Below are 23,756 nucleotides of genomic sequence, written 5' to 3' on the forward strand. Positions count from 1 at the left end.
GGCCGTTGGCCGACCCTGATCGCTCGTCGTTCACCCCGTCCCGTACGTCACCCACCACCCCCACCCAGCACCCCGCCCGCGAGCCCGATCACCACAGGCAGCACGCCGATGGCGATGAACGCGGGCAGGAAGCAGAGCCCCACCGGCGCGGTGACCAGGACACCCGCCCGGCGGGCACGGGCCGTGGCGGTACGCCCCCACTCCGCGCGGGCCTCCGCGGCGATGCGTGCGACGGGCCCCGCCGCCGGTACCCCGGATTCGCCCGCCCGCTCCAGCAACCGGGCCAGCGCCCGAGCCCCTGGCAGGGCGGCCAACCCCCGCCACGCCTCGGCCGGTTCACCCCCGAGCCTCACCTCGGCCGCACCCCGCGCCAGCCGCTGTCCCACAGGCCCGTCCAGCGCCTCCCCCACCGCCTGGGCGGCCACCGCCGGACTGGCACCCGCCGCGATACAGGCGGCCAGCAGATCGGCGGCGAGGGGCAGTTGCCGCGTGGCCAGACCCACGTCGAACTCCTCCACCGGAGCCGGTCTCCGCTGCCACCGCCACACCCCGAAGCCGGCCACGAGCCCGACCACGACCCCGGTCGCACCTCCGACGACGGCCCAACAGACGCTCAGGGCGCCGAAGACCGGCAGCCACCGCCTCAACTCAGCGCGCAACACCGGGCGCCACCCGCCGGAAGCCGACTCCACCCCCGACCCCGCGCCCACGGCCTTCAACCGCCTTCGCGTCCTCCGCTCCCGCCGCGCCGAACCCAGGGCCCGGGCGAACGCCCACACCGCCACCACGACACACAGCGCCACCCCCAGCCTGTGGACAACTTCCGTGCTCATCCCGCCTCCGCTCCCCGTACGATCCGCAGCACCCACCACAGCCCGACGCCCTCCAGGACCCCGCCGACGAGCAGACAGCCCAGCCCCGCACCGGTGTGCAGCACGACATGCAGCGGGTCGGCGCCGAGTGCGGTGCCGAGGAGCAGTCCGAGCACCGGCAGTCCCGCCAGCAGCACCGCTGTCGACCGTGCCCCGGCCAACTGGGCACGCAGGTCGGCCCGTTGGTCCCGCTCCGCGCGCAACGCGCCCTCCAGTCGGTCGAGCCCGGCCGCGAGTCCGGCGCCCCTGTCCACGGCGACCCGCCAGCAGGCGGCGAGGCCCAGCAGTCCTTCGGCTCCCGGTCGTCGTGCCGCGTCGGTGAGCGCGCCGGGCACGTCCCCGCCGAACCGGGCCGCCGCCAGCACCACCGCCTGCGCGCGGCCGAGCCCGCCCGAGTCATGGGATGCGCCGAGCAGGGCCTCACCCGGCTGACGCCCGGCGCGCACCTCCCCCGCGAGCGCCCCGCACAGCGCGATCACCGCGTCGGCCCGCCGCTCCCGCGCCCGCCGTGCCGCCCCGGCCCGCCTGGCCCGTCGGACCAGCGGCACCCCAAGCGCCCCCGCGACGAGCGGCACCACGGACGCCCCGAGCAGACCGACCACCGCCCCGGCGACCAGGACCCACCACTCGCCCCGCATCCGGTGCCACCGCCGCAGCCGCTCGCCGACCCGCACGGCCTGCTCCCACGCCGGCGGCCCGGCTCCCACCGCCCCGCCGCCCGCACACACCAACCGCGCCCGCCGCGCCCCCGGCCCCTGCCCGCCCATCAGCCAGGCCGCCGCCCCGGCACACGCCATCGCGGCACTCACGGACACCGGCACCTCACCGACCCCCGTCACAGCCCCTCACCCCTCTCGCCGACTCCACCGAATTCACCGGCTCCACCGAATTCACTGATGCCGAGCAACCCCCGCAGCCGCTCCCACCCCCGCTCGTACGTGAAGGCCTCCGCGCCCCACCGCAGTGCAGGCACCGTCACCACCAGCCCCGCCGGATCCCGCTCCAGCACATGCACCTCGGCGATCCGCCGCCGCCCGGCCCGGTCGCGTACGAGATGGAGGACCACCGAGAGCGCAGCCGCCACCTGGCTGTGGAGAGCTGCCCGGTCGAGCCCCGCGGCCGTGCCCAGCGCCTCCAGCCGGGCCGGTACTCCCGAGGCGGCGTTGGCGTGGACGGTCCCGCAGCCGCCTTCATGGCCAGTGTTCAAAGCTGCTAGCAAGGCGACTACTTCGGGCCCGCGAACCTCGCCGACGACCAACCGGTCCGGCCGCATGCGCAGGGCCTGGCGCACCAGGTCCTGGAGTGTGACGAGTCCGGCGCCCTCCTGGTTGGCGGGTCTGGACTCCAGCCGTACGACGTGGGGATGGTCGGGGCGCAGCTCCGCCGAGTCCTCGGCGAGCACGATCCGCTCGCCCGGCCCGACGAGGCCCAGCAGGGCGCTCAGAAGCGTCGTCTTGCCACTGCCCGTGCCGCCGCTGATCAGGAAGGACAGCCTCGCGTCGAGCAGCGCCCGCAGCAGCCGGTCCCCGCCCGGCGGTACCGTCCCCGCCGCCACCAGCTCGGGGAGCGTGAAGGCCCGTGGCCGTACGACCCGTAGCGACAGGCATGTCGAGCCGACGGCGACCGGTGGCAGTACCGCGTGCAGCCGGGTGCCGTCCGGGAGCCGGGCGTCCACCCAGGGGTGCGCGTCGTCGAGCCGTCGCCCGGCCACGGCTGCCAGGCGCTGCGCGAGGCGTCGTACGGCCGCCGGGTCCGGGAAGGAGACGGCCGTCAGTTCCAGGCCGCCGCCCCGGTCCACCCACACCCGGTCGGGTGCCGAGACCAGCACGTCGGTGACCGAGGGATCGCCGAGCAGCGGTTCCAGCGGCCCGCTGCCGACCAGCTCCGACCTCAACCGCTCGGCCGCCCCGAGGACTTCGGCGTCCCCGAGCACCCGCCCCTGTTCCCGCAGGGCCTGCGCCACGCGCGCGGGAGTCGGCTCGGCCCCACTCTCGGCAAGCCACTGCCGAACCCCGTCCAACAGCCCCGTGTCCGAAGCCACGTTCCCGCCCGCACGCCGACTCATGAAGCTCGCGTCCGCAGGCCCGCTCAGGCCCGCACGCCGCCCTACCGGCCCCGCAGTCGCAGGCGGACCCCCGCTCATACGCCCCCTCCCGCGACAGCCGTCCGCTCCCAGAACGCCGAGCAGAAGCGGGCCAGCGGCCCCCGACCGTCCGCGCCGGGCGGAGCCCCTCGCTCCTGGGCCGCCAACAGACCCGTCTCCACCGGCACTTCGCCGGCCAGGGGCAGCCCGAGCAGTCGGGCGACCTCCCGGTCGTCCAGGCCGGGCGCGTACGGGCCGCGCACCACGACGCGCAGGTCCTTCAGGACCATGCCGACCGCGGACGCCACCCGCCCGGCCGCCGCGACGGCGCGCAGTTCGGCGGGGACCACGAGCAGGCCAAGGTCCACCTGGGCGAGGGCTTCCGCGACGCCTTCGTCGATTCGGCGCGGCAGGTCCACGACCACCGCCCCGCCCCGCCGCCGGGCGGCGGCCAGCACGGCCCGGACGGCCTCGGGTGCGATGGTGACGCAGTCGCCGCGGTCCCAGCTGAGGATCCGGAGGGCGTGCAGTGAGGGCAGCGACTCCTCCAGGGCGCCGCCGCCGACCCGGCCGTGCGACGCGGCGAAGTCCGGCCAGCGCAGGCCCTCGGCGGCCTCTCCGCCGAGGAGTACATCGAGTCCGCCGCCCAGCGGATCCGCGTCGACAAGGAGCGTGCGCCTTCCCTGGCGCGCCGAGATGACCGCGAGCGCGCAGGCGAGCGTGGAGGATCCGGCGCCGCCGCGACCGCCGATCACGCCGACGGTGAGGGCCGGCGGACCGACTCCTTCGGCCACGTCGGCGATCCGGTCGACCAACCATTGTTCGCCATCCGGCAGCAGCAGAACATGGTCGGCGCCGATCTCCACAGCCCTCCGCCAGACCCCGGAATCGTCCTGATCCCGCCCCACCAGGACCACTCCGCGTCTGCGCGCGGCTCCACGCACCCGCCGCGCGGCATCGTCGCCGACGAGCACCAGGGGTGCCGTCTCCCAGCCTCCGCCGCGCTCCGGCACCCCGTGGTGGACCTCGGGCCGGGCGCCGGCCGCGGCGCACAGCCGCAGCAGGTCGTCCAGCAGATCCGCGTCCTCCGTGACGATCAACGGTCCGCCCTGCCGCCCCTCGGCGGCCGACAGCCGGTCGTGTGTGATGGCTCCCGCCACGATCTCCAGCCCCCTTCGCTGCTTCCTCGCGGCGCCCCTGCGGCCCCGCGATTTCCGCCCGCGCGAAGAACCGGCAACCGGCCCTCCATATGAACCGCCGATACGAACCGGCCATAGCCGCCGGACAATCGGAACCGGCCATGAACTGCCGCGAGCGGTGCGCGTTGGAATCACGGTGCAGCGATCCAGGAAATCGTGTGGATCTTGGTCAATAACTGTGGACAACTCAACGGTTGTGAATATCGCCTTCACCCAAACCGGTGACCGATGAGTGACTGTTGTACGACTTCCTCAGAGCAGCGCCCCGACTACCCACAGTGACGAATCCTGTGCAGACACAGAGGAACGCCGCAGCCCGCACAACAGGGCCCGGCGTTCGAAGAAGAGAAGTTGAAAACCCACCCGGACATGCGACGACCCCCGCCGGGGGGGGAGAGCGGGGGTCGTCCCCACGGTCTGACTCGGGGGGGGAGGAGCCGGACCGGGTTAGCACGGTCGCGAACGATCCGTGACTTCCATGGTGTACCCGAGAGCCCTCTCAGGCAAACCCACGCGCCCCACACTAGCCCGAATGGCGGGCGCATATGCTCGACCCCGTGGAAAACCACTCCTTGCCCCGCACAGCGGCGTTCTTTGACCTGGACAAGACGGTCATTGCGAAGTCGAGCACGCTCACCTTCAGCAAGTCGTTCTACCAAGGCGGTCTGATCAACCGCCGGGCCGTGCTGCGCACCGCGTACGCCCAGTTCGTCTTCCTCGCGGGCGGTGCCGACCACGACCAGATGGAGCGGATGCGCGAGTACCTGTCATCGCTGTGTCGCGGCTGGAACGTCCAACAAGTGAAGGAAATCGTCGCCGAGACCCTTCACGACCTGATCGACCCGATCATCTACGACGAGGCCGCCTCCCTCATCGAGGAGCACCACATCGCCGGGCGGGACGTCGTGATCGTCTCCACGTCGGGGGCCGAGGTCGTCGAACCGATCGGCGAACTGCTCGGCGCGGACCGGGTGGTGGCGACCCGGATGATCGTGGGCGACGACGGCTGCTTCACGGGCGAGGTGGAGTACTACGCGTACGGCCCGACGAAGGCCGAGGCCGTCAAGGAACTGGCCGCGTCCGAGGGGTACGACCTCTCGCGCTGCTACGCCTACAGCGACTCGGCGACCGACATCCCGATGCTCGAGGCGGTCGGTCATCCGCACGCCGTGAACCCCGATCGCGCGCTGCGCCGCGAGGCCACCGCGCGCGCGTGGCCCATCCTCGACTTCCACCACCCGGTCCGGCTGAAGCAGCGGCTGTCGGTGCCGCCGCGGCCGGCCCTCGTCGCCGCCGCGGCGATAGGAGCGGCGGCGGCCACGGCGGGTCTGGTCTGGTACGCGAGCCGTCGGCGCGCGACAACCGTGTGATCCACGGGCCGCGAGGGTGCCCGATTCATTCCCTATGGGCCCAAAAGTAAAGAAGTACAGCGAGGGGTTCCGCTTCCTCCGGACCTGGAGTACAAAGGGGTTAACGGCCCGCGAGACCAAGGACATCCGAGAGGATCACCTTCAAACGCAACCGAGGCCCCACGGACCGCGCATGAACACCGGGCACCCACGCGACGTCGACCCGTCGATTACGGGCCAGCCGCACCAGGCGACGGGCAACAGTTCCCGACCTGATGGGCAATATCTCGAGGACGCTTGGTAACCGGGTGGACATGCCAGCGGCGGTACGGATCCCGTACCGCCGCAACCCTGTTCAGGGACAGGCACATTCAGAGCCCCGCAGACCCACGCGGCCCTTGTTGAAGCGATCGCGGGTCTACGCAGCCCCTCGTTGAAGCGCCTCGCACACCGCCGTCGACTCCCTGGCACCGAGTTCGATCGCCCTGCCGCAGTGGGCGATCCAGGTCGCCATACCCTCCGGAGTGCCCGAGACATAGCCTTCGAGGGCCGAGGCGTAGGCCGCGCGGCCCAGTTCCCCGTGACCGACCTCCGCCGGGCAGACGGACTTGGGGTCGAGGCCGCTGCCGACCAGGACGATGCGTTCGGCCGCGCGCGCGACCAGGCCGTTGTGGGAACCGAAGGGGCGCAGCGCGAGGAGTTCGCCGTGCACGATCGCGGCGGTCACCAGGGCGGGTGCGGAACCCCCCGCGATGACCAGCCGCGCCAGTCCGTCGAGACGGCCCTCGACCTCGGCCGCGCTCGGCAGCGGAAGCCCGATCAACGGCGGTCCCGCGGCGGCGGACGCGGCGCTCTCCGTGACGGATTCACCGTCCCGTCGCGGGCGCCCGACCGCGTCCCCCTCGTCGGCGGCGGCCACCAGATGCAGCCGCGCCAGTACCCGAAGGGGCGACTGCCGCCAGATGGACAGGAGTTGGCCCGCCTCGGCGGTCAGCCTGAGCGCGGAGCCCACCACGCGGGCCTCGTCGTCGCCACTGAAGTCGGCCCGCCGGCGCACCTCTTCGAGCGCCCAGTCGGCACCGGACAGCGCCGCGGAACCGCGCGCGCCGCGCAGCGCCGCCTCCGAGGTGATCGCGTTGCTGCGGCGGCGCATGATGCGGTGCCCGTAGACCCGGTCCACGGCCTTGCGCACGGACTCCACGGATTCGGCCACGCCTGGCAGCGTCCCCAGCGCCGCGAGCGGGTCGGCGTTCCCACCTGTCGTACTCATGAGTACGACCCTACGCACACCAGGCCCGCGCCCCACTAATGAGTGGTCTTCTTCACGTGTGGCGGCCCCCGGACGCCGTCGCGCCGGTACCTTAATGAACATGAAAATTGCTTTCGTTGGGAAGGGTGGCAGCGGCAAGACCACCCTGTCCTCGCTCTTCGTGCGCCACCTCGCGTCCACCGGATCGCCCGTCGTCGCGGTGGACGCCGACATCAACCAGCACCTCGGGCCCGCGCTCGGCCTCACCGACGAGGAGGCCGGGCGGCTGCCCGCCATGGGCGACCGGCTCGCGCTGATCAAGGACTACCTGCGCGGTTCCAACCCCCGCATCACGTCCACCGAGACGATGATCAAGACGACCCCGCCCGGCGAGGGCTCCCGTCTGCTGCGGGTGTGCGAGGACAACCCGGTGTACGAGGCCTGTGCGCGGCCGGTGGAACTCGACGGCGGGGCCGTCCGTTTGATGGTTACCGGCCCGTTCACCGAGGCCGACCTGGGAGTGTCCTGCTACCACTCCAAGACCGGTGCAGTGGAGCTCTGCCTGAACCATCTCGTCGACGGCCAGAGCGAGTACATCGTCGTCGACATGACGGCGGGCTCGGACTCCTTCGCGTCCGGCATGTTCACCCGCTTCGACATCACGTTCCTCGTCGCCGAGCCGACCCGGAAGGGAGTCTCCGTCTACCGCCAGTACAAGGAGTACGCGCGCGACTTCGGCGTCACCCTGAAGGTCGTCGGCAACAAGGTGCAGGGGCAGGACGACATCGACTTCCTGAGGAGCGAGGTCGGCGACGACCTGCTGCTGACGGTCGGCCACTCGGACTGGGTGCGCGCCATGGAGAAGGGCCGCCCGCCCAGGTTCGAGCAGCTGGAGGACGGCAACCGCCGTGCGCTGCGCGCCCTCCAGGCCGCCGCCGACGCCACGTACGAGCAGCGCGACTGGGAGCGCTACACGCGCCAGATGGTCCACTTCCACCTGAAGAACGCCCAGTCCTGGGGCAACGAACGAACGGGCGCCGACCTGGCGGCCCAGGTCGACCCGGAGTTCGTCCTGCGCGAGGCCGAGACCGCCACGGCCTGACGTTCCGCGTGAGGCCAGGCCGCCAGGGCCTGAGCCTCACGCCGTACGGCAGTCGCCGGTCCGCCGCGCCCGCCTGCCCGCCCAACCGCTCAGGGGGCTACCGCGTGACCGCCGGTGCCCCCGGGACGCCCTTCGGGGCCGGGGCGGGCTGCTCGGCGAGGGGGGCCGAAGGCGGCTGCTCGGCGAGGGGGGCCGAGGGCTGCTGCTCGGAGACGGGTGGCGGGGCAGGCTGCTCGGAGAGGAACGACGTCCAGCCGGCCTTCGGGTCCTCGCCCACCTTGAGGGTGCGGAGCCTGGCCAGCGTCTGCGGGTCCTGGACGTCGAGCCAGTCGGCGAGTTGGCGGAAGGAGACGCAGCGCACCTCGGGCTTGGTGCAGACGCGCTCGATGGTCTCCTGGACGGCGCGCATGTACGTGCCGCCGTTCCAGGACTCGAAGTGGTTGCCGATGATCAGGGGCGCGCGGTTGCCCTCGTAGGCGCGGGAGAAGCCCTTGAGCAGGCCGTCCCGCATCTGGTCGCCCCAGTACGCGTGCTTGGCCGGGTTGCCCCGGGTGGTGCCCGACTGGTTGACCAGGAAGTTGTAGTCCATGGTCAGCGTCTCGAAGGCGCGCCCCGGGACGGGGACGAGCTGCATCGACAGGTCCCACAGGCCCTTCTCCTTCTTGGGCCAGACCTGGTTGTTGACGCCACTGGTGTCGTACCGGAAGCCCAGCTCCCGGGCGGCGCGCATGAAGTTCTTCCGCCCCTCCAGGCAGGGCGTGCGGGCGCCGATGAGTTCCTTCTCGTAGTCGAAGGGCAGCGGGGAGGCCTTCGACGTACCCGTGGTGCTCTTCCAGGACTTGACGAAGAGCTTGGCCTGGGCGATCTCGTCCTTCCAGTCCTCGACCGACCACTGGCCCACGCCGCCCCCGCCGCCGCAGAAGTGGCCGTTGAAGTGCGTGCCGATCTCGTTGCCCTCGAGCCAGGCGCCGCGCAGTTGCCGCACGGTGTCCTTGATGCCCTGCTCGTCATTGAAGCCGATGTCGGAGCGGCCCGGTGAGTGCTGCGGCGGCCGGTACAGCCGGCGCTTCGCCTCCGGAAGCATGTACACACCGCTCAGGAAGTACGTCATCGTCGCGTTGTTGGCCTTGGCCACCTTGCGGAAGTGCGAGAACAGCCGCTGGCTGTCCTCGCCGGCCCCGTCCCAGGAGAAGACCACGAACTGGGGCGGTTTCTGACCGGGCTTCAGCCGCTCGGGGCGCGGCAGGTGCGGCTGAGCGCCGGTGAAGGCGGTGGAGCCGTCGCCGATCAGACGGACCGCGGTCCTGGGTGCCGGGGCGCCCGCGGCCTTCGTCGCGGCGCGAGCGCCGTCACCGTGCGCGCCCTTCTCGGCGCCGGTGTCACCGATACCGCAGCCGGCGAGCGCGGCGGCGCAGGCCGCGGCGGCCGTGACGCCCGCGGCGATCCTCTGAGTGGTGGCCATGTTCCGCCCACCTTCTTCCTTCAGTCGGGCCAAAGCGGAAGGGATTCCGTGCGGTGAAATCCCGGATAACCCCGAGAAAACGGACAGAAACCGACAGCTCACCCAAGATCGCAGGGGCCCCGGAAGGAATTAGTACGACAAGCCGATCAAAATGATTAATCACCCCCTGGAGTGAATTACTGACCCATTTGCGCTACTTTTTCGCACACGTCCTTTACTCTCCATTACGATTCATTTACCGAGAGTTGAGAAATCCCGCCGCTGTACGCCGTGACCCACGGCCGCGCCCCAAGCGACCGCGTAGCCCCGGAGGAAGACGGGAACCATGCCTGCCTGCGTCCCCACCCGCACCGACGACTCATCGCACATGCCGGACGAGGGGCGGCCGCACAGCCCGCCCGAGCCCCGCCGCCGGACCCCCCGGCTCCCCCGTGTCCCTCGCATCGCCGGCGCCGATCTGTCCGCCTCGATCGCCGTCTTCCTGATCGCCCTTCCGCTGTCCCTGGGCATCGCCCTCGCCACCGGGGCCCCGCTGCAGGCGGGGCTCGTCGCCGCCGCCGCGGGCGGACTGGTGGCCGGCCGTCTCGGCGGCGCCCCGCTCCAGGTGAGCGGCCCCGCCGCCGGGCTCACGGTGGTCACCGCCGATCTCATCCAGAAGTTCGGCTGGCGCACGACCTGCGCCATCACCGTCCTCGCCGGTCTCGCCCAACTCGGCCTGGGCTTCCTGCGAGTGGCCCGCTCCGCCCTCGCCGTCAGCCCCGCGATCGTGCACGGCATGCTCGCCGGTATCGGCATCACCATCGCCGTCGCCCAGCTGCACATCGTGCTCGGCGGCTCCCCGCGCAGCTCGGTCGTCGCCAACATGCGGGAGCTACCGGGGCAGTTGGCCCACCCCCAGGTGGCGGCGCTGTCGATGAGCGCCCTGACGCTGGCCGTCCTGCTGGCCTGGACCCGGATTCCCGGACGCGTGGGCCGGGCCCTTCGCAAGGTGCCCGCCGCGCTCGTCGCCGTCACCGCGGCCACCACGACGGCGGCGCTCGCCGGGCTCACCCTGCCCAAGGTCGACCTGCCGTCCTGGCGGAGCCACGCGCTGGCCGGGCTGCCCGAGGGCCCGGCGCTCGGGATCACCGCCGCCGTGCTCACCGTCACGCTGGTGTGCAGCGTCCAGTCGCTGCTCGGCGCCGTCGCCGTGGACAAACTCACGGCCGGGCGGCCGACCCAGCAGAAGCGCTCCGACCTCGACCGCGAGCTGCTCGGACAGGGCGCCGCCAACATCGTCTCCGGATCGCTCGGCGGGCTCCCCGTCGCGGGCGTGGCCGTGCGCAGCTCGGCGAACGTGCAGGCGGGAGCGGTCAGCCGGAACTCCACGATGCTGCACGGCGTCTGGGTGGTGATCGCCGCCCTGCTGATGGTCCCGGTGCTGGAGCTGATCCCCCTCGCGGCGCTCGCCGCCCTGGTGATGGCCGTCGGCATCCAGATGGTGTCCCTGCACCACATCCGCACGGTCACCCGCCACCGAGAGGTGCTGGTGTACGCGGTCACGACCCTCGCCGTCGTCGTCCTCGGCGTACTGGAAGGCGTCCTGCTGGGGATCGCCGTGGCCGTCGGAGTCGCCCTGCACCGGCTCACCCGCACCCGGATCATCCACGAGGAGGACTCGGCGGGTGTCCACCACGTACGCGTACGCGGGCAGTTGACGTTCCTCGCCGTGCCGCGCCTCAGCCGGACGCTGCATCTCGTGCCCCAGGGCGCCGATGCCGTGGTCGAGCTGGACGGTTCCTTCATGGACCACGCGGCGTACGAATCGCTGCACGACTGGCAGAGCACGCACCTCGCGCAGGGCGGCTCCGTCGAGCTGACCGGACGCACCGGAGCCCGGCTGGCCGCGCCCCACGTCCAGGGGGGCACCGGAGAGACCTCGCACTGCCACTGCCGGCCCTGGACACCCTGGCGCAACCACCACTGCGAGCGCCCCGAGAGCGCCCCGCAGGGCGGGCGTCGGAGCGGGCATCAACTGGCCAGCGGCATCAGCTCGTTTCAGCGCAACACCGCGCCCCTGGTGCGCGGCGAACTGGCCAGGCTCGCGCGGGAGGGGCAGCAGCCTTCCCAGCTCTTCCTGACCTGCGCCGACTCCCGGCTGGTCACGTCGATGATCACCTCCAGCGGCCCGGGCGACCTCTTCGTCGTACGGAACGTCGGCAATCTCGTACCGCCCCCCGGCGAGGAGAGCGCCGACGACTCGGTCGCGGCCGCCATCGAGTACGCGGTGGAGGTGCTGCAGGTGCGGTCCATCACCGTGTGCGGGCACTCCGGCTGCGGGGCGATGCAGGCGCTGATGAACACCGAACCGGGCGGCGCGCAGACGCCGTTGAAGCGGTGGCTGCGGCACGGGCTGCCGAGTCTGGAGCGGATGGCCGCCAAGGACCGGCCCTGGACGCGCATCGCCGGACGGGCCCCCGCCGACGCCGTGGAGCAGCTCTGTCTGACCAACGTGGTGCAGCAGTTGGAGCATCTGCGGGCGCACGACTCCGTGGCCCGCGCGCTGCAGGAGGGCGCGCTCGAACTGCACGGGATGTACTTCCACGTGGGCGAGGCCCAGGCCTATCTCCTCACGGAGCGCGCTCACCACGAGGAGCCGGACGGCGAGGTCTTCGACCGGGTCGCTGCGACGGCCCTGCACGACACACCCGCCTGAACCGCGTCCCTCTCCCGTCCGTGAGAACGTGTGGCCCCCCGTGTCCGCGGGAGGCCGCACGCACACATGATCCTGCCCACAGGTCTAAACCAATTCCCGGACGGCCCTTGTCACCAGGGGGCCGCGTCTGATGAGCTGTGGCCTGGGACACAACGGACACCCTGGGAAAGGGAGATGTCGTGAGCAACGAAAGCCTGGCCAACCTGCTGAAGGAAGAGCGCAGGTTCGCGCCGCCCGCCGACCTGGCCGCGAACGCCAACGTCACCGCGGAGGCGTATGAGCAGGCCAAGGCTGACAGGCTCGGCTTCTGGGCCGAGCAGGCCCGCCGGCTGACCTGGGCCACCGAGCCGACCGAGACCCTGGACTGGTCGAACCCGCCGTTCGCCAAGTGGTTCAAGGACGGCAGGCTCAACGTCGCGTACAACTGCGTGGACCGCCACGTCGAGGCGGGGAACGGCGACCGGGTCGCCATCCACTTCGAGGGCGAGCCGGGTGACGGCCGCGCCATCACGTACGCCGAGCTGAAGGACGAGGTCTCCCGGGCGGCGAACGCCCTCACCGAGCTCGGGGTGGAGAAGGGCGACCGGGTCGCCATCTACCTGCCGATGATTCCCGAGGCCGTCGTCTCGATGCTGGCCTGCGCCCGCATCGGCGCCGCGCACTCCGTGGTCTTCGGCGGCTTCTCGGCCGACGCGATCGCCACCCGCATCCAGGACGCCGACGCCAAGCTGGTCATCACCTCGGACGGCGGCTACCGCCGCGGCAAGCCCTCCGCGCTCAAGCCGGCCGTGGACGAGGCGGTCTCCCGGGTCGAGGGCGTGGACAAGGTCCTCGTCGTGCGGCGTACGGGCCAGGACGTCGCGTGGACCGAGGGCCGTGACGTCTGGTGGCACGAGATCACGGCGAAGCAGTCCGCCGAGCACACCCCCGAGGCGTTCGACGCCGAGCACCCGCTGTTCATCCTCTACACCTCGGGGACGACGGGTAAGCCGAAGGGCATCCTGCACACCTCCGGCGGCTACCTCACCCAGGCCGCGTACACCCACCACGCCGTCTTCGACCTCAAGCCGGAGACCGACGTCTACTGGTGCACGGCCGACATCGGCTGGGTCACCGGCCACTCGTACATCACGTACGGGCCGCTGGCGAACGGCGCGACGCAGGTGATGTACGAGGGCACGCCGGACACCCCGCACCAGGGGCGCTTCTGGGAGATCGTCCAGAAGTACGGCGTGACGATCCTCTACACGGCGCCGACGGCCATTCGTACGTTCATGAAGTGGGGCGACGACATCCCCGCGAAGTTCGATCTCAGCAGCCTGCGGGTGCTGGGCTCGGTGGGTGAGCCGATCAACCCCGAGGCGTGGATCTGGTACCGCAAGCACATCGGCGGCGACCGCACCCCGATCGTGGACACCTGGTGGCAGACCGAGACCGGCGCGATGATGATCTCGCCGCTGCCGGGTGTCACCGAGACCAAGCCCGGCTCCGCGCAGCGGGCGCTGCCCGGGATCGCCGCGACCGTCGTCGACGACGAGGCGCGGGAGGTGCCGGACGGCGGCGGCGGTTACCTCGTGCTCACCGAGCCGTGGCCGTCGATGCTGCGCACCATCTGGGGCGACGACCAGCGGTTCCTCGACACGTACTGGTCGCGCTTCGAGGGCAAGTACTTCGCGGGCGACGGTGCCAAGAAGGACGACGACGGCGACATCTGGCTGCTCGGCCGGGTCGACGACGTGATGCTCGTGTCCGGGCACAACATCTCGACCACCGAGGTCGAGTCCGCGCTCGTCTCGCACCCGTCGGTCGCCGAGGCGGCGGTCGTGGGCGCGGCCGACGAGACGACCGGCCAGGCGATCGTGGCGTTCGTGATCCTGCGCGGTACGGCGTCTGAGACCGAGAGCCTCGTGGGCGACCTGCGCGACCACGTCTCGAAGGCGCTGGGCCCGATCGCCAAGCCCAAGCGGATCCTGCCGGTGGCCGAGCTGCCCAAGACCCGTTCGGGCAAGATCATGCGCCGGCTGCTCCGCGATGTCGCGGAGAACCGTCAGCTCGGTGACGTCACCACGCTCACCGACTCCACGGTGATGGACCTCATCCAGTCGAAGCTCCCGGCTGCGGCCAGCGAGGACTGACGTACGACGCGAGAGGGGCACCCGGCGCAGGACGCGCCGGGTGCCCCTCTCGCGTCTAGCCTGGTGATCACCGGATGGGTCCGGCCGCATCTTGGGTAGGCTGAGAAGCGCGTAAACAACGCGACAAGAGAAACGCGACAGAGAGAACCCCGAGATCCCAGAGATCTCAAAAGGTGCGCCGGGAAGTCTGGTCGGCAAGTGCTCAGCGATGCCTACCGACCGGAGGTCGATCTCGTGCCCGCGCCCGGCAAGAACCACAAGGTCCTCGGACGGCTCTCCCTGCCCGAGCGGACCTTCGTCGCGGACGCGCTGCGCACCGAGACGGTAGGCGGCGTCCTCCTGCTCGCCGCCGCGATCGCCGCGCTGATCTGGGCGAACACCCCGATCCGGGAGAGCTACGAGTCGGTCAGGGACTTCCACGTAGGACCCGCCTCGCTCGGCCTGGACCTCTCCATCGAGCACTGGGCCGCCGACGGCCTCCTCGCCGTCTTCTTCTTCGTCGCGGGCATCGAGCTCAAACGCGAGCTGGTCGCCGGTGACCTCAGGGACCCGCGGGCCGCCGCACTCCCGGTCGTCGCCGCGCTGTGCGGCATGGCCGTGCCCGCGCTCGTCTACACGCTGGTCAACGTCACCGGCGGCGGCTCGTTCGACGGCTGGGCCGTACCGACCGCGACCGACATCGCCTTCGCGCTCGCCGTCCTCGCCGTCATCGGTACGTCGCTGCCGAGCGCCCTGCGCGCCTTCCTGCTCACGCTCGCCGTCGTCGACGACCTCTTCGCGATCCTGATCATCGCGGTGTTCTTCACCGAGAACCTGAACTTCGCGGCGCTCGGCGGCGCCGTCCTCGGCCTCGCCGTCTTCTGGCTGCTGCTGCACAAGGGCGTACGCGGCTGGTACGTGTACGTGCCGCTCGCCCTGGTGATCTGGGGGCTGATGTACAACAGCGGCGTCCACGCCACCATCGCCGGGGTCGCGATGGGTCTGATGCTGCGCTGCACCACCCGCAAGGACGAAGGCGAGCAACGTTCACCCGGCGAGCGCATCGAGCATCTCGTCCGCCCCCTGTCGGCGGGCCTCGCCGTGCCGCTGTTCGCGCTGTTCAGCGCCGGGGTCGCGGTGTCCGGCGGCGCGCTCGGCGAGGTGTTCACCCGGCCGGAGACCCTCGGTGTCGTGCTCGGTCTGGTCGTCGGCAAGGCGGTCGGCATCTTCGGCGGCACCTGGCTGACGGCCCGCTTCACAAGAGCGTCACTCTCCGACGACCTGGCCTGGCCCGACGTCTTCGCGGTGTCCTCGCTCGCCGGCATCGGCTTCACCGTCTCGCTGCTCATCGGGGAGCTCGCCTTCGACGGCGACCAGGCGCTCACCGACGAGGTCAAGGCCGCCGTCCTGATGGGCTCCCTGATCGCGGCCGTCCTGTCGGGCGTCCTGCTGAAGATACGGAACGCCAAGTACCGCAGGCTGTGGGAGGACGAGGAGCGCGACGAGGACCTCGACGGCATCCCCGACATCTACGAACAGGACAATCCCGCCTACCACCTGCGGATGGCCGAGATCCACGAGCGCAAGGCCGCCGAGCACCGAAGGCTTGCCGAAGTGGCGGGCGGGGCAAGCGAGGAGAACGACGGTCCGGCATGATCTGACACGCACGGTCCGTTACGCACGTTCCGATACACCCGGTCCGGCACGTACGGTCCACACGTACCCAAAACGCTCGCAGCTCCATGACGACAGACGACGCAAGACAACGGCGACAAGACAACCGACAAGACAACAGGGAGAACGCGATGAGCGCACCCGACGGCAGCCCGGTCGGCGCCGAACGCAGCATCGGCCAGCTGTTCGCCTCGGCGACGACCGAGATGTCCGCGCTGGTGCACGACGAGATCGCACTGGCGAAGGCGCAGCTCAAGCGGGACGTCAAGCGCGGAGCGGTCGGTGGCGGCGCGTTCGCGGCGGCCGGTGCGGTACTGATCTTCTCCCTGCCCATGCTGAGCTTCGCCCTGGCGTACGGCATCCGCACCTGGAGCGACTGGAACCTGGCGGTCTGCTTCCTGCTGTCGTTCGCCGGGAACGTGGTGGTCGCGGGCGTCCTCGCGCTGATCGGCGTGATCTTCGCGAAGAAGGCCAAGAAGGGCCAGGGCCCGCAGAAGACGGCCGCCTCGGTCAAGGAATCGGCGGCCGTACTGCAGAACGTGAAGCCGCACCCCCGTGAGGTGACCGCGGCCGACCCGGTCGGTGACACCGTCAAGGCTGTGGCACGCTCGTCCTCATGACGGATCCCGCCTCATCCTCGGCGCAACCCACCTCGGTCGTACGGCTCGACGTGCCCGGCGGGAAACAGGTGACCCACCGGGACGTCGCGGCCAACGGCGCGCGCTTCCACATCGCCGAGATGGGCGACGGACCGCTGGTCCTGCTGCTGCACGGTTTCCCGCAGTTCTGGTGGACGTGGCGGCATCAGCTGGTGGCGCTCTCCGACGCGGGCTTCCGCGCGGTCGCGATGGATCTGCGGGGCATCGGCGGCAGCGACCGCACCCCGCGCGGCTACGACCCCGCGAACCTCGCCCTCGACATCACCGGCGTCGTACGGTCCCTCGGCGAGCCCGACGCGGCGCTGGTCGGCCACGACCTGGGCGGCTATCTGGCGTGGACCGCTGCCGTGATGCGGCCCAAGCTGGTCCGCCGGCTCGTGGTCTCCTCGATGCCGCACCCCCGGCGCTGGCGCTCCGCGATGCTCTCGGACATGAAGCAGACCGCGGCCGGCTCGTACATCTGGGGCTTCCAGCGGCCGTGGATCCCCGAGCGTCAACTGCTGGCCGACGAGGGGGCCTTGGTCGGCGAGCTCATCCGGGACTGGTCCGGGCCGCGGCTGCCGGACGACGAGGCCGTGGAGGCGTACCGGCGGGCGATGCTGATCCCGTCGACGGCGCACTGCTCGCTGGAGCCGTACCGGTGGATGGTCCGCTCGATGGCCCGTCCGGACGGTATTCAGTTCAACCGCCGTATGAAGCGGCCCGTTCGGGTGCCGACGCTGCATCTGCACGGCTCGCTCGATCCGGTGATGCGCACGCGGAGTGCCGCGGGGTCCGGGGAGTACGTCGAAGCGCCGTACCGCTGGCGCCTGTTCGACGGGCTCGGGCACTTTCCCCACGAGGAGGATCCGGTGGCCTTCTCGACCGAACTGGTGAACTGGCTGAAGGACCCCGAGCCGGACCGCTGAGGGCATCGCGCCGCAGGTCAGGGGCCGTTCGACGAAGCTGTCGCATCACACGCCCCACACGTCTCGGGAACGCCTGTTCTACGAACGGCCAATTGCCCGACGCATAGGCCGATTGGGGGGCGTGGGGGCGGTTATCGACCTTGGGGCAGGGGCAGACGTCGGGGTATGGGCTGGACGCACGACTACAGTGACGCAGCACGAAACCGCCGCTCGGCCAGTGGCCTGAGCTCCCATCAGAGGGGAGCCCCGCAGCTGCAGGGCACGGATCCTCGGCTGGGAATTCCGCACATTCTGAAGCGCCGTGCCCGCTGGGTCTCGGCGCGTCTGCGTCACCCTCGCGACTGAGGACCCGCGCGGCCGGATCGTTCGGACCTTCGCCCGTTCGACTCCGTCGGCCGAGCCCTCCGCGCCCCCGGACTACAGCGCGCAGCTGTCGCTGCCCACCTGCTGGTTGGCGGTACGGCCCTTGGTGATGTCCTCCTGGACCTCTTCCACGGTCAGCGCGTACCCCGTGTCGGCGTCGTCGAGGGACTTCGCGAACACCACGCCGTACACCTCGCCGGTCGCGGTGAGCAGCGGGCCGCCGGAGTTGCCCTGGCGCACGGTCGCGAAGACGGAGTAGACCTTCCGCTGCACGGTGCCGCGGTGGTAGATGTCCGGGCCGTTGGCCGTGATGGGCCCGCGCACGCGCGCCGGGTTGACCGTGTACGAGCCGTTCTCCGGGAAGCCCGCGACGATCGCGTCGTCCCCCCTGGTCGCTTCCTCGGTGGTGAACTTCAGGGCGGGCGCGTCCAGATCGGGTACGTCGAGTACGGCGATGTCGCGCTCCCAGTCGTAGAGCACGACCTTCGCGGCGTACCGCTTGCCCTCGCCGCCTATCTGGACGTACGGCTCGTCCACGCCGCCCACCACATGGGCGTTGGTCATCACGCGGCGCGGGCCGAAGACGAAGCCGGTGCCTTCGAGGACCTTGCCGCAGCTCTGGGCGGTGCCGGTGACCTTGACGATGGAGCGCTGGGCGCGGGCGGCGACCGGGCTGCTCGCGAGGGCCGGGTCGGGCGGATCCACCTCGTTGATCGGCTCGTTCGAGAACGGGCTGAAGACCTGCGGGAAGCCGTTCTGCGCGAGGACCGAGGAGAAGTCGGCGAACCAGGTGTCGGCCTGGTTGGGCAGCGCCCGGTCCACGCCGAGCATCACCTTGGAGCCGCGGACCTCCTTGCCGAGCGTCGGCAGCGTCGTGCCGGCCAGGGCCGAGCCGATCAGCCAGGCGACGAGGAGCATCGCCACGACGTTGACGAGGGCGCCGCCCGTGGCGTCCAGGGCGCGGGCCGGGGACCAGGTGATGTACCGGCGCAGTTTGTTGCCGAGATGGGTGGTGAGGGCCTGGCCCACCGAGGCGCAGACGATCACGACGACCACGGCGACGACGGCTGCGGTCGTGCCGACCTCCGCGTCGTCCGTCACCGCTCCCCAGACGACCGGCAGGAGGTAGACCGCGACGAGACCGCCGCCCAGGAATCCGATCACCGACAGGATGCCTACGACGAACCCCTGGCGATAGCCCACGATCGCGAACCACACGGCGGCGACCAGCAACAGGATGTCCAGCACGTTCACTGCTTCAAGCCTCGCCTCATCACTTTGCGGTGGCCGTGCCTCGGCCGGGGGTCCGGGGACACCCGGCGCAGCCGCTCATGTCGCGGCCCCCGGAGAGACACAGCACGGGTGCCACCCTGTCATGCGCGCCAGTCGAGCGGGACCTGCTTGTCCCGGTCCCAGGGCCGCTCCCAGCCCGCGTAGTGCAGGAGGCGGTCGATGATTCCGGCCGTGAAGCCCCAGACCAGGGCGGATTCGACCAGGAATGCCGGACCTGCGTGGCCGCGCGGGTGCACGGCCGTCGCGCGGTTGCCGGGGTCCGTGAGATCCGCCACGGGGACCGTGAAGACGCGGGCCGTCTCCGCCGGGTCGACCACGCCGACCGGTGTCGGCTCGCGCCACCAGCCCAGCACCGGGGTGACCACGAAGCCGCTCACCGGGATGTAGAGCTTGGGGAGCACGCCGAAGAGCTGGACACCGCGGGGGTCGAGCCCGGTCTCCTCCTCGGCCTCGCGGAGGGCGGCCCGCAACGGCCCGTCGGCCTTCGGGTCGCCGTCCTCGGGGTCGAGGGCGCCACCGGGGAACGACGGCTGCCCGGCATGCGACCTGAGCGAACTCGCCCGCTCCATGAGCAGCAGCTCGGGGCCCAGCTCGCCCTCGCCGAACAGGATCAGTACGGCCGACTGACGCCCGCCGCCGTCCTCCGGGGGCAGGAAGCGGCTCAGCTGGAGCGGCTCCACCGTCTCCACGGCATGCACCACCGGGTCCAGCCAGCCCGGCAGGCCGTCCTTGGTCAGGACCAGATCGCCGTCCTGCATGTCGTGCGTGTGACTCGCGCGCGTCATCGCCACCCCCGTTCTGCTGCTCTCAACGCCCGCGGGTCCACAGATCGTTCCGTCATCCGGCCTCCCGCGCGGGTGAACCGGGCGCGGGGCCGGCGGAGGCGGGTACGGGTGCGCCGGGGGCGGATGCGCCGGGCACGACGGCGCCGGGGGCGGGCGCCCCCAGCGGGGGTGCGGGGATGCCTCCCGCGTCGAGGTAGGACTGCGGAGGGTTGAGGCGCTGGCCCGGGAAGCCGCCCTTCTCGTACTTCAGGAGCTTCTGGGCCTTCTCCGGGTCCGTCTCGCCCTCCCCGTAGGCCGGGCAGAGCGGGGCGATCGGGCAGGCGCCGCAGGCGGGCTTGCGGGCGTGGCAGATACGGCGGCCGTGGAAGATCACGTGGTGCGAGAGCATCGTCCACTCGCTCTTCGGGAAGAGCCCGCCGATGGCCGCCTCGATCTTGTCGGGCTCCGTCTGGTCGGTCCACTGCCAGCGTCGTACGAGCCGCTGGAAGTGGGTGTCCACGGTGATGCCGGGGCGGCCGAAGGCGTTGCCGAGCACGACGAAGGCGGTCTTGCGGCCCACGCCGGGCAGCTTGACGAGGTCTTCGAGGCGGCCGGGGACCTCGCCCCCGAAGTCGTCCCGCAGGGCCTTGGAGAGCCCTATCACCGACTTGGTCTTGGCCCGGAAGAACCCGGTCGGCCGGAGGATCTCCTCGACCTCCTCCGGGTTCGCCGCGGCCAGGTCCTCGGGCGTGGGGTACTTCCCGAAGAGGGCCGGAGTCGTCTGGTTCACCCTCAGGTCGGTCGTCTGCGCCGACAGAACCGTGGCCACCACCAGCTGGAAGGGGTTCTCGAAGTCCAGCTCCGGGTGCGCGTACGGGTACACCTCGCCGAGCTCACGGTTGATACGGCGCGCCCGCCGGACGAGAGCGGTGTGCGACTCGTTCCGGGGTGGCTTGGCGGGGGTGATTTTGGTGGGGGCGGCTTTGCTGGGGGTGGCTTTGGCGGAGGCTGCCTTGGCGGGCGCCGCTTTGGCTGGGGCTGCTTTGGAGGGAGTGGCTTTGGCTGGGGTGGGTTTGGCGGGGGTCACTGCGGCGGGTGCGGCTTTCTTCGCGGGGGCGGACTTTTTGGCAGGCGTGGGCGTGGCGGGAGTGGGCTTCCTGGCGGTCGCCTTCGCGGGCGCGCTCGATGCCGAGGTCTTCGTGGCGGTCGCCTTCGCCGGCGTGCCCGACGCCGAGGTCTTCTTGGCAGTCGACTTCACCGGCGTGCCCGACGCCGAGGCCGCCTTCCCGGCGACGGCCTTCGCCGGTGTGCTCTTCTTGGCGGCCTTCTTCGGAGCGGCGGCCTTCTTCGAGGCGGCCACCTTCTTGGTCGCGGCAGCGGCCTTCCTGCTCGCGGCAGCCACCTTCTTGCTCGGGGCGGCGGCCCTCACGCTCGGGGCGGGAGACTTCTTGCCAATGGCGGCCGCCTCCCCACTCGGGGCCGCCACCTTCCTGCCTGCGGCAGCAGCCGTCTTGCTCGCGGCAGCCTTCTTCGAGACGGCCACCTTCTTCGCGGCGGCAGCCTTCTTGGTCGCGGCAGCAACCTTCCTGCTCGGGGCGGCAGCCTTCCTCGCGGACGCGGCTCTCTTGACGGCGGCGGCCTTCTTCGCGGTCGCGGCCATCTCCGAGGCCGCGACCCCCGCGGCCTTCCCGGCGGCTCCGGCCGACCTCTTGGCCGGCCCGCCCCCTGCCGCTTTTGTCGTTTTCTTCGCTCCGTCGGGGTCCTGTTCGCCCACAGCGGAATCGCGACGTGCAACCACCCGTCCAGCCCCCTTGGCCTGTGCTCTCACCGGCGATTTGGACACCCGGCCAGCCTAAAGCCCACCAGTGACATCCGCCCCGGCCCTCGGAGATCGGCCCCCAATTGGCCCCCTGCCGCACTGCGGGACACACCTGTACGGCAGACTTGTGACTGATCACACTGTTTGGACCGTCCGGCAAAATGGGGAACACGGTCCCCGGCACACGGGGGAGCAAGATCCCCTGAGCAGGTCGACAAGGAGAGAACTCGTGGACGACGTTCTGCGGCGCGCCCCGCTCTTCGCGGCGCTCGATGACGAGCAGGCCGCGGAGCTCCGCGCCTCCATGAGTGAGGTGACCCTCGCGCGCGGAGACGCGCTCTTTCACGAGGGCGACCCCGGAGACCGCCTGTACGTGGTCACCGAGGGCAAGGTGAAGCTCCACCGCACATCCCCCGACGGCCGCGAGAACATGCTGGCGGTCCTCGGCCCCGGCGAGCTCATCGGCGAGCTGTCGCTGTTCGACCCGGGCCCGCGCACGGCGACCGCCTCCGCGCTGACCGAGGTCAAGCTGCTCGGTCTCGGCCACGGCGACCTCCAGCCCTGGCTGAACGCGCGGCCCGAGGTGGCCGCCGCCCTGCTGCGCGCCGTCGCCCGGCGTCTGCGCAAGACCAACGACCAGATGTCCGACCTGGTCTTCTCCGACGTGCCGGGCCGCGTGGCCCGCGCGCTCCTGGACCTCTCGCGCCGGTTCGGCGTGCAGTCCGAGGAGGGCATCCACGTCGTGCACGACCTGACCCAGGAGGAGCTGGCCCAGCTCGTCGGCGCCTCCCGCGAGACGGTCAACAAGGCGCTCGCCGACTTCGCGGGCCGCGGCTGGCTCCGCCTGGAGGCCCGCGCGGTCATCCTGCTGGACGTGGAGCGCCTCGCGAAGCGCTCGCGCTAGCCGTTACATCACGTCTTCTTTAAAGAAGGGCCCCGCCGCACGGTGGGGCCCTTCTTGTCGTCGCCGGGGCCGGCTCAAGGCGTCCGGACACCGACCCAAGGGGTGGGGATGCACGAGGACGCGTGGACGTACGAGGACGCAGGAGCGTACGAGGACAGGGCGCCGGAGTCGGTCTGGGGCGGCACGAAGGGCCCTTGGTGGCGCCGGGGCCCCGCATCGGCGCCGAGGCTGTGGAAGTACCCGCGGGAGAAGGGAAGCCCCGGCGCACCGCTGAGCACCTGGGCGGTCGACGGAACCCTCGCCATGGCGCGCTCCGACCGGGTGGAGGCGTACGGCCTGACGACCGGTGACCCCCTGTGGACGTGGCAGCCGCCCGACGGCGAGGTGCTGGCCCACGCCTCCGCGGACGCACCGGACGGCGTGGGCGTCGTACTGCATCACGACCACGCCGACGGGGACGGCGGCGCGGAGCACGTCCGTCTCACGGGGCTCGACGTCGGCTCGGGCAGGGTCCTCTGGTCGCGCGAGCAGCGTGCCGACGCGCTCGGATCCGTCGGCGGGCACGCGCGCGGGGTGGCCCTCGGCGGCGGTCGTCTCGCGACCGTCCGTCCCCGTCACGGGGACACGCCACCCGTGCTGCGGACGATCGACGCCCAAACCGGAGCCCTCCTGTGGGAGCGGCCGGTCCCCGAGCGGTGGGGGCACGTCTCCGTCGTACGGGCCCACCCTGTCGTCGTGTCCACCGCGGGACCCGGCGAGGACGCTCGCCGACGGCTCGTAGTGGTGGGCGGAGGGGAGAGGGAGTGGGAGATCGAACTGCCTCGCTGGGCCGAGGAGTTCGGAGGTGACGTGGCCGTGGTCGGCGATCTGCTGGCCGTCGAGTGCGTCGGCCCGCCGACTCCCGACGGCGAGGAGGACACCGGAAGCACGCTCAACGCGTTCGACGTCACCACGGGGGTCCTCCGCTGGACCTGGAGCAGCACGTACGGTGCCACGCTCTCCCCGCTGGCCCACCGAGGTCACCTCGTGGTCCTGAACGGCTACGGCGACCGCGCGACCGTGCTCGATCCCGCCGACGGCCGGGTCGTGGCCGAGCGCGTCCTGCCCGGCCACAGCTACCGGGCCCGCCTGTCCGCGGCCGGGGACTGCCTCGCCGTGGTCTGTACGGCGGAGCGCTCCGTCCACCGGCTGCGCGTGTTCCGCTGGAAATGACATGAACCCGCGGCCCGGCCCGTGCAGAGTGTTCC

Annotated in this window: 20 protein-coding genes; 11 read left to right on the forward strand and 9 right to left on the reverse strand. The window is 71.4% G+C overall.

The window, feature by feature from the left end; translation table 11 throughout:
• Positions 1 to 47: 47 nt before the first annotated feature.
• The 4 genes from ACN20J_RS22670 to ssd form a co-directional block, all read right to left on the reverse strand.
• Positions 48 to 833, reverse strand: coding sequence for a type II secretion system F family protein (locus ACN20J_RS22670; protein ID WP_419666642.1), 786 nt, complete (start codon positions 831 to 833; stop codon positions 48 to 50).
• On the reverse strand, positions 830 to 1,669 hold the full coding sequence (locus ACN20J_RS22675) for a type II secretion system F family protein (RefSeq protein WP_361893695.1): 840 nt from the start codon (positions 1,667 to 1,669) through the stop codon (positions 830 to 832). The genes ACN20J_RS22670 and ACN20J_RS22675 overlap by 4 nt, the downstream gene beginning before the upstream one ends.
• A 38-nt stretch (positions 1,670 to 1,707) precedes the next feature.
• Complete coding sequence (locus tag ACN20J_RS22680) at positions 1,708 to 2,937, reverse strand: TadA family conjugal transfer-associated ATPase (protein ID WP_362001202.1); 1,230 nt, start codon at positions 2,935 to 2,937, stop codon at positions 1,708 to 1,710.
• A gap of 74 nt (positions 2,938 to 3,011) precedes the next feature.
• Positions 3,012 to 4,115 carry a septum site-determining protein Ssd gene (gene ssd / locus ACN20J_RS22685; protein WP_189843218.1) on the reverse strand — a complete coding sequence of 368 codons (1,104 nt, stop codon included), beginning with the start codon at positions 4,113 to 4,115 and terminating at the stop codon, positions 3,012 to 3,014.
• Positions 4,116 to 4,699: 584 nt separating this feature from the next.
• Here ssd and ACN20J_RS22690 point away from each other — a divergent pair.
• Positions 4,700 to 5,524, forward strand: a complete 825-nt coding sequence (locus tag ACN20J_RS22690) for an HAD family hydrolase (RefSeq protein WP_190230598.1) — start codon at positions 4,700 to 4,702, stop codon at positions 5,522 to 5,524.
• A gap of 397 nt (positions 5,525 to 5,921) precedes the next feature.
• Here the strand turns inward: ACN20J_RS22690 and ACN20J_RS22695 are convergent, their stop codons facing one another.
• Positions 5,922 to 6,773 (reverse strand): oxidoreductase, encoded by an 852-nt coding sequence (locus ACN20J_RS22695; RefSeq protein WP_419666643.1) that lies wholly within the window; start codon positions 6,771 to 6,773, stop codon positions 5,922 to 5,924.
• A gap of 94 nt (positions 6,774 to 6,867) precedes the next feature.
• Between ACN20J_RS22695 and ACN20J_RS22700 the strand changes: the two genes are divergently transcribed.
• Positions 6,868 to 7,854 carry an ATP-binding protein gene (locus ACN20J_RS22700; RefSeq protein WP_361893444.1) on the forward strand — a complete coding sequence of 329 codons (987 nt, stop codon included), beginning with the start codon at positions 6,868 to 6,870 and terminating at the stop codon, positions 7,852 to 7,854.
• Between the two features lie 97 nt (positions 7,855 to 7,951).
• On the opposite strand, the gene ACN20J_RS22705 is transcribed toward ACN20J_RS22700, so the two are convergent.
• The gene (locus ACN20J_RS22705) at positions 7,952 to 9,316 is read right to left on the reverse strand and encodes a hypothetical protein (RefSeq protein ID WP_419666644.1); all 1,365 of its coding nucleotides are present in this window, start codon (positions 9,314 to 9,316) and stop codon (positions 7,952 to 7,954) included.
• 325 nt (positions 9,317 to 9,641) lie between these two features.
• Here ACN20J_RS22705 and ACN20J_RS22710 point away from each other — a divergent pair, with 325 nt between their 5' ends.
• The 6 genes from ACN20J_RS22710 (at position 9,642) to ACN20J_RS22735 (ending at position 17,711) form a co-directional block, all read left to right on the forward strand.
• Positions 9,642 to 12,011 carry a bifunctional SulP family inorganic anion transporter/carbonic anhydrase gene (locus ACN20J_RS22710; protein ID WP_190230595.1) on the forward strand — a complete coding sequence of 790 codons (2,370 nt, stop codon included), beginning with the start codon at positions 9,642 to 9,644 and terminating at the stop codon, positions 12,009 to 12,011.
• A 137-nt stretch (positions 12,012 to 12,148) separates the two neighbouring features.
• Entirely contained in the window at positions 12,149 to 14,146 is a 1,998-nt protein-coding gene (gene acs, locus ACN20J_RS22715; protein ID WP_419666645.1) for an acetate--CoA ligase, read from the forward strand.
• Positions 14,147 to 14,344: 198 nt separating this feature from the next.
• Positions 14,345 to 15,781, forward strand: a complete 1,437-nt coding sequence (gene nhaA, locus ACN20J_RS22720; protein WP_419666646.1) for a Na+/H+ antiporter NhaA — start codon at positions 14,345 to 14,347, stop codon at positions 15,779 to 15,781.
• 149 nt (positions 15,782 to 15,930) lie between these two features.
• Positions 15,931 to 16,419, forward strand: a complete 489-nt coding sequence (locus ACN20J_RS22725; RefSeq protein ID WP_055617057.1) for a phage holin family protein — start codon at positions 15,931 to 15,933, stop codon at positions 16,417 to 16,419.
• Positions 16,416 to 17,366: an alpha/beta fold hydrolase gene (locus tag ACN20J_RS22730; RefSeq protein WP_189843225.1), complete on the forward strand. Its 951-nt coding sequence runs from the start codon at positions 16,416 to 16,418 to the stop codon at positions 17,364 to 17,366. The genes ACN20J_RS22725 and ACN20J_RS22730 overlap by 4 nt, the downstream gene beginning before the upstream one ends.
• Before the next feature lie 165 nt (positions 17,367 to 17,531).
• A complete protein-coding gene (locus tag ACN20J_RS22735) occupies positions 17,532 to 17,711 on the forward strand; it encodes a hypothetical protein (protein ID WP_079053496.1) in 180 nt (59 codons plus the stop codon).
• A 72-nt stretch (positions 17,712 to 17,783) separates the two neighbouring features.
• Here the strand turns inward: ACN20J_RS22735 and ACN20J_RS22740 are convergent, their stop codons facing one another.
• From ACN20J_RS22740 to nth, 3 genes are all read right to left on the reverse strand, one after another.
• The gene (locus tag ACN20J_RS22740) at positions 17,784 to 18,983 is read right to left on the reverse strand and encodes a MarP family serine protease (RefSeq protein WP_189843226.1); all 1,200 of its coding nucleotides are present in this window, start codon (positions 18,981 to 18,983) and stop codon (positions 17,784 to 17,786) included.
• 119 nt (positions 18,984 to 19,102) lie between these two features.
• Entirely contained in the window at positions 19,103 to 19,807 is a 705-nt protein-coding gene (locus tag ACN20J_RS22745) for an NUDIX hydrolase (RefSeq protein WP_190230593.1), read from the reverse strand.
• Between the two features lie 52 nt (positions 19,808 to 19,859).
• Positions 19,860 to 21,044, reverse strand: coding sequence for an endonuclease III (gene nth, locus ACN20J_RS22750; RefSeq protein WP_189843323.1), 1,185 nt, complete (start codon positions 21,042 to 21,044; stop codon positions 19,860 to 19,862).
• Here nth and ACN20J_RS22755 point away from each other — a divergent pair.
• The 3 genes from ACN20J_RS22755 (at position 20,926) to ACN20J_RS22765 (ending at position 23,721) form a co-directional block, all read left to right on the forward strand.
• Positions 20,926 to 21,642, forward strand: coding sequence for a hypothetical protein (locus tag ACN20J_RS22755; RefSeq protein ID WP_189843337.1), 717 nt, complete (start codon positions 20,926 to 20,928; stop codon positions 21,640 to 21,642). The two genes, nth and ACN20J_RS22755, sit on opposite strands and share 119 nt — an antisense overlap.
• Positions 21,643 to 21,834: 192 nt before the next feature.
• Positions 21,835 to 22,509 (forward strand): Crp/Fnr family transcriptional regulator, encoded by a 675-nt coding sequence (locus ACN20J_RS22760; protein WP_016642758.1) that lies wholly within the window; start codon positions 21,835 to 21,837, stop codon positions 22,507 to 22,509.
• Positions 22,510 to 22,617: 108 nt separating this feature from the next.
• Positions 22,618 to 23,721, forward strand: a complete 1,104-nt coding sequence (locus ACN20J_RS22765; RefSeq protein WP_189843228.1) for a PQQ-binding-like beta-propeller repeat protein — start codon at positions 22,618 to 22,620, stop codon at positions 23,719 to 23,721.
• The last annotated feature ends 35 nt before the right edge of the window (positions 23,722 to 23,756 follow it).

Origin of the sequence: Streptomyces sp. 2-1, from assembly GCF_048564895.1 — a bacterium.
Taxonomy (GTDB): domain Bacteria; phylum Actinomycetota; class Actinomycetes; order Streptomycetales; family Streptomycetaceae; genus Streptomyces; species Streptomyces phaeochromogenes.

Excerpts from the sequence above, each read along its gene's own strand:
- ACN20J_RS22670 (WP_419666642.1), bottom strand. The coding sequence starts at position 833 with ATGAGCACGGAAGTTGTCCACAGGCTGGGGGTGGCGCTGTGTGTCGTG.
- ACN20J_RS22675 (WP_361893695.1), bottom strand. The coding sequence starts at position 1,669 with ATGGCGTGTGCCGGGGCGGCGGCCTGGCTGATGGGCGGGCAGGGGCCG.
- ACN20J_RS22680 (WP_362001202.1), bottom strand. The coding sequence starts at position 2,937 with ATGAGTCGGCGTGCGGGCGGGAACGTGGCTTCGGACACGGGGCTGTTG.
- ACN20J_RS22690 (WP_190230598.1), top strand. The coding sequence starts at position 4,700 with ATGCTCGACCCCGTGGAAAACCACTCCTTGCCCCGCACAGCGGCGTTC.
- ACN20J_RS22695 (WP_419666643.1), bottom strand. The coding sequence starts at position 6,773 with ATGAGTACGACAGGTGGGAACGCCGACCCGCTCGCGGCGCTGGGGACG.
- ACN20J_RS22700 (WP_361893444.1), top strand. The coding sequence starts at position 6,868 with ATGAACATGAAAATTGCTTTCGTTGGGAAGGGTGGCAGCGGCAAGACC.
- ACN20J_RS22705 (WP_419666644.1), bottom strand. The coding sequence starts at position 9,316 with ATGGCCACCACTCAGAGGATCGCCGCGGGCGTCACGGCCGCCGCGGCC.
- ACN20J_RS22710 (WP_190230595.1), top strand. The coding sequence starts at position 9,642 with ATGCCTGCCTGCGTCCCCACCCGCACCGACGACTCATCGCACATGCCG.
- ACN20J_RS22725 (WP_055617057.1), top strand. The coding sequence starts at position 15,931 with ATGAGCGCACCCGACGGCAGCCCGGTCGGCGCCGAACGCAGCATCGGC.
- ACN20J_RS22730 (WP_189843225.1), top strand. The coding sequence starts at position 16,416 with ATGACGGATCCCGCCTCATCCTCGGCGCAACCCACCTCGGTCGTACGG.
- ACN20J_RS22735 (WP_079053496.1), top strand. The coding sequence starts at position 17,532 with ATGGGCTGGACGCACGACTACAGTGACGCAGCACGAAACCGCCGCTCG.
- ACN20J_RS22745 (WP_190230593.1), bottom strand. The coding sequence starts at position 19,807 with ATGACGCGCGCGAGTCACACGCACGACATGCAGGACGGCGATCTGGTC.
- ACN20J_RS22765 (WP_189843228.1), top strand. The coding sequence starts at position 22,618 with ATGCACGAGGACGCGTGGACGTACGAGGACGCAGGAGCGTACGAGGAC.